This is a genomic window from Streptomyces sp. NH27 (assembly GCF_056859195.1).
The window spans coordinates 1-4,246 of sequence record NZ_JACEGK010000625.1 but is presented as its reverse complement, the minus strand read 5'-3'; the positions used below and the strand labels follow the sequence as shown (position 1 = coordinate 4,246).

The following is a 4,246-nucleotide window of genomic DNA, read 5'->3' as shown; positions in this document are numbered from 1 at the left end:
GCACGGACCCGGCCGGCACGGACCCGGCCGGCACGGACCCGGGCGGCGGCGACCGAGGAGGCCAGGGCGGCGGCGACACGGGCGCCGGTGTCATCACCTGGCTGCCGACCGACGGCGTCGTCCTCGAACGCGGAGACACCGTCTACCGCGTCGGCCAGCAGAAGGTCCCGCTGCTGTACGGCTCCATCCCCCTCTACCGCACACTGAGGACGGGCATGGAGGGCGAGGACGTCAAGATCCTTGAGGAGAACCTCAAGGCCCTCGGCTACACGGGCTTCACCGTCGACGACACCTACACCGGCGGCACGGCCGACGCCGTCAGGAAGTGGCAGAAGGACCTCGGCCGCGAGGAGACCGGCACCGTACGGGTCGGCGACGCCGTCGTGGCCCCGGGCGCCCGGCGCGTCGCGGAGGTCGAGTCGGTTCCCGGCGCCCTGCTCAGCGGGAGCCTGTTGTCCTGGACGGGCACCGAGCGGGTCGTGAACGTCGCCCTCGACCCGCAGTACGAGGACTTGGTCAAGAAGGGCACCGAGGCGACGGTCACCCTCCCCAACGACACGAGCGTCGCGGCCGTGGTGACCGACGTGGGCACCCCGCTGCCCTCGCAGAGCGATGGCACCGACCGCTCGGGCGGGCAGTCCGCGGGCGGCAGTGACACCGTCACCATCCCCGTGCGACTGGAGATCAAGGATCAGAAGAAACTCGGGCGGTACCAGGCCGCCCAGGTCGACGTGGTCCTCAGCGCGCAGACCCGCGCGAACGTCCTCGCCGTACCCGTCAACGCGCTCACCGCGCGACGCGGCGGGTACGCCCTGGAGGCCGTGACCGGCAAGGGCGTCGAGTACGTCCCGGTCAAGCTCGGCATGTTCGCGGGCGGTCTGGTCGAGGTGACCGGAGCGGACATCAGGGAAGGCATGGCAGTGGGGGTTCCCAGGTGACCGGTCCAGCCCACCCCGTGGTGCGTCTGAGCGGGGTCACCAAGGCATACGGCGACGTCCACGCCCTCAAGGACGCCGACCTCGTCATCCGGCGCGGCGAACTGCTCGCCATCGTCGGCCCGTCCGGCTCGGGGAAGTCGACGATGCTCAACATCATGGGCACCCTCGATCGTCCTACCGCGGGCACGGTGCGGATCGACGGACACCGTACGGACGAGCTCAGCGACCGTGAACTGTCCGCGCTGCGGGCCCGTACCATCGGCTTCGTCTTCCAGCAGTTCCACCTCGCACCGGGGGTGCGGGCGGTGGACAGCGTCGCGGACGGACTGCTCTACAGCGGCAGGCCGCGTGCCTGGCGACGCCGGAACGCGGAGGCCGCGCTGCGCCGGGTCGGCCTCGGCCACCGGCTCGACCACCAGCCGCACCAGTTGTCCGGCGGTGAGAAACAGCGGGTGGCCATCGCCCGCGCCCTTCTCGGAGACCCGCCGCTGCTGCTGGCGGACGAGCCGACCGGAGCGCTGGACTCCCGGTCGGGTGCCGTGGTGATGGACATGCTGCACGGACTGCACGAGGCGGGCACCACGGTGGTGGTCATCACGCACGACCGGGACATCGCCGCGTCCCTGCCCCGCGAGGTCCGGGTCAGAGACGGTCTGATCGAGCACGACTCCGGCCGCCCGTCGGCGCCCGTCGGCCGAGTCCCCCGGGAGACCACCTCATGAGCACGTTCCGCACCGCGCCGGACCCGACCGCGCCGGACCCGGAGGAACAGGAGTGGCTGACACTGCCGCCTCCCGCCCGGCCCAAGCCGGCCAGGATGGGTCCGGCCGATGTGGTGCGCGTGGGGGGTTCCGGTCTGCGCTCCCGGCCGACGCGGGTCTTCCTGTCCGCGCTCGGCATCGCCATCGGCATCGCCGCCATGGTCTCGGTGGTGGGCATTTCCGGTTCGTCCGCCGAGGGACTGAACCGACGGCTGGCGGCGCTCGGGACGAACCTGCTCACCGTCACCCCAGGACAGTCCATCAGCGGTGACACCGCGCATCTGCCCGGCGAGTCGGTCGGCATGATCGGCGCCATCGACACGGTCGAGTCGGTCTCCGCCATCGGTAGGACGAGCGCGAAGATCTACCGCAACGACCGTATCCCCAAAGAGGAGACCGGCGGTCTCACCGTCGACGCGGCCCGCACGGACCTGCCCGCCAGCACCGGAGCGAAGATCGTCGACGGCCGGTGGCTGAACGCCGCCAACAGCCGCTATCCGGCGGTCGTCCTCGGCGTGAAGGCGGCGGAGCAGACCGGTGTGCACCGCTCCGGAGCGGACGTCCAGGTGTGGATCGGCGGACGCTGGTTCACCGTGGTCGGCCTGCTCGCCCCCAATGAACTCCTGCCGGAGCTGGACTCCGCGGCGCTCGTGGGCTGGCCGGTCGCCACCGAACTCCTGGGCTTCGACGGGTATCCGACGGCTGTCTACACCCGTACGGAGGAATCCGCGGTCACCGAGGTGCAGGCCGTCCTGGGTGCCACTGCCAACCCCGAGAATCCCAGCGGCGTCAACGTCTCCCGTCCCTCCGACGCCCTGGCCGCCAAGCAGGCCACCGACGACGCGCTCAGCGGGCTGCTGCTGGGACTCGGCGGCGTGGCCCTGCTGGTGGGCGGCGTCGGCGTGGCCAACACGATGGTGATCTCCGTGCTGGAGCGCCGCTCCGAAATCGGCCTGCGCCGCTCACTGGGCGCCACCCGGGGGCAGATCCGCACCCAATTCCTGTCCGAGGCCCTGCTGCTGTCCGCGCTCGGCGGCCTCGGCGGCGTGCTCCTGGGCATCGGTGTCACCGCCGGATACGCGGCCGGTCAGGGCCTGCCGTCCGTGATGCCGCCCTGGGCGGTGATCGGCGGAGTCGGCGCCACCCTCGTCATCGGCGGTCTCGCGGGCTTCTATCCGGCCGTACGCGCTGCCCGGCTGTCCCCCATGGAGGCCCTGGCCACCGTCTGATTGAGCCCTCCCCCCAGCAGGGCGCCGTCGTGCCGTCAAAGGCCCGCCGCCCGGGGGTTGATCGCCGGGCAGGCCGAATGGGCCTGCCCGGCGGTCGGTTGGGGGCTCTATGCGTGGAGGCCGGCCGCCAGGTGGTGGACCGCTTCCATCGCCTGGTGCTGCAAGCCGCCCCCGAAGGTCACCCGGGTGGCGCCGAACACCCCGAGCTCGCGGGGCGCGGGCCCGCCCGGCTTGCACAGCGCGTTGACGGGGAGCCCGACCCCGTCGGCGATGAGGCCGAGCACCTGCGGGGGCGCGAGGATCGGGTAGAGCACGTCGGCCCCGGCCTCGGCATAGCGCCGCCCGCGGGCGATCGCGGCCGCGGGCGTACGGTCGTTGCCCGACAGGTACGTGTCGACGCGCGCGTTGAGGACGAGCGCGTCGCCCGCCGCGGCCCGCACCTCCGCGAGGAAGTCCGCCTGCTCGCCCGGGTCCCGGAGCGAACCCGTTGCCGGGTCGGAGTCCTCCAGGTTGCACCCGACGGCCCCCGCGTCGAGCAGCCGCTCCACCAACTCCGCCGCGGGCAGCCCGTATCCGGCCTCGACGTCCGCGCTGACCGGCACCTCCACGGCCCGGGTGATCCGGCGGATCGCGGCGAACATCTCGGCCGGGGGAGTGCCCTGCCCGTCGCTGTAGCCGAGCGACGCCGAGACCCCCGCGCTGGGCGTGGCGAGCGCGGGGAAGCCGGCGTCCGCGAACACCTTCGCGCTCGCGGCGTCCCACGGCCCGGGCAGCACCAGCGGATCGCCGGGCGCCCGGTCGCGGTGCAGCGCGAGGAGGACGGCGGCCTTGCCGCCGGTGGCCGTGTCGCTCATCCCTGGCTCCCGGGTGCCGTGCGGAACGCCACGTTGAAGCGGTTCCACGCGTTGATCGCCACGATCGCGCTGACCAGCCGGGTCAGTTCGGCCTCGTCGAAGTGCGCCGCGGCCCGCGCGTACACCTCGTCCGGCACGAATCCCTCGGTGAGCACCGTGATCGCCTCGGTCAGCGCCAGCGCCGCCCGTTCCTTGTCCGTGTAGAGCCCGTCGACCTCTTCCCACGCGGCGAGCAGGTCGATCCGCTCGTCGCTCTCGCCCGCCTTGCGCGCCTCCTTCACGTGCATGTCCAGGCAGAACGCGCACCGGTTGATCTGCGAGGCCCTGATCTTCACCAGTTCCCCGACCACCGGGTCGAGCCCCTTCACCGCCGCCTGGCTGAACGCCAGCATCGCCCTGAACACGTCCGGCGCCTGCTGTGCGTAACTCCCTCGTCGCGTCATACCCCCGACGCTACGTCCCCC

General features: G+C 72.5%; 5 protein-coding genes. 3 read left to right on the top strand and 2 right to left on the bottom strand.

The features are described from left to right. From AC13HU_RS33340 to AC13HU_RS33330, 3 genes are all read left to right on the top strand, one after another. Window positions 1-938, top strand: a 938-nt coding sequence (locus AC13HU_RS33340) for a peptidoglycan-binding protein (protein ID WP_483045722.1), incomplete at its 5' end; no start/stop codon positions are given. Continuing rightward, window positions 935-1,660 (top strand): ABC transporter ATP-binding protein, encoded by a 726-nt coding sequence (locus AC13HU_RS33335; RefSeq protein ID WP_483045721.1) that lies wholly within the window; start codon window positions 935-937, stop codon window positions 1,658-1,660. The genes AC13HU_RS33340 and AC13HU_RS33335, both read left to right, overlap by 4 nt. Before the next feature lie 95 nt (window positions 1,661-1,755). Further along, complete coding sequence (locus tag AC13HU_RS33330; protein ID WP_483045723.1) at window positions 1,756-2,928, top strand: ABC transporter permease; 1,173 nt, start codon at window positions 1,756-1,758, stop codon at window positions 2,926-2,928. A 107-nt stretch (window positions 2,929-3,035) separates the two neighbouring features. Here AC13HU_RS33330 and AC13HU_RS33325 read toward each other — a convergent pair whose 3' ends face one another. Beyond that, complete coding sequence (locus tag AC13HU_RS33325) at window positions 3,036-3,782, bottom strand: isocitrate lyase/PEP mutase family protein (RefSeq protein WP_483045720.1); 747 nt, start codon at window positions 3,780-3,782, stop codon at window positions 3,036-3,038. Next, the gene (locus tag AC13HU_RS33320) at window positions 3,779-4,225 is read right to left on the bottom strand and encodes a carboxymuconolactone decarboxylase family protein (RefSeq protein WP_483045719.1); all 447 of its coding nucleotides are present in this window, start codon (window positions 4,223-4,225) and stop codon (window positions 3,779-3,781) included. The genes AC13HU_RS33325 and AC13HU_RS33320 overlap by 4 nt, the downstream gene beginning before the upstream one ends. Window positions 4,226-4,246: the final 21 nt, after the last annotated feature.

Excerpts from the sequence above, each read along its gene's own strand:
- AC13HU_RS33330 (WP_483045723.1), top strand. The coding sequence starts at position 1,756 with ATGGGTCCGGCCGATGTGGTGCGCGTGGGGGGTTCCGGTCTGCGCTCC.
- AC13HU_RS33325 (WP_483045720.1), bottom strand. The coding sequence starts at position 3,782 with ATGAGCGACACGGCCACCGGCGGCAAGGCCGCCGTCCTCCTCGCGCTG.
- AC13HU_RS33320 (WP_483045719.1), bottom strand. The coding sequence starts at position 4,225 with ATGACGCGACGAGGGAGTTACGCACAGCAGGCGCCGGACGTGTTCAGG.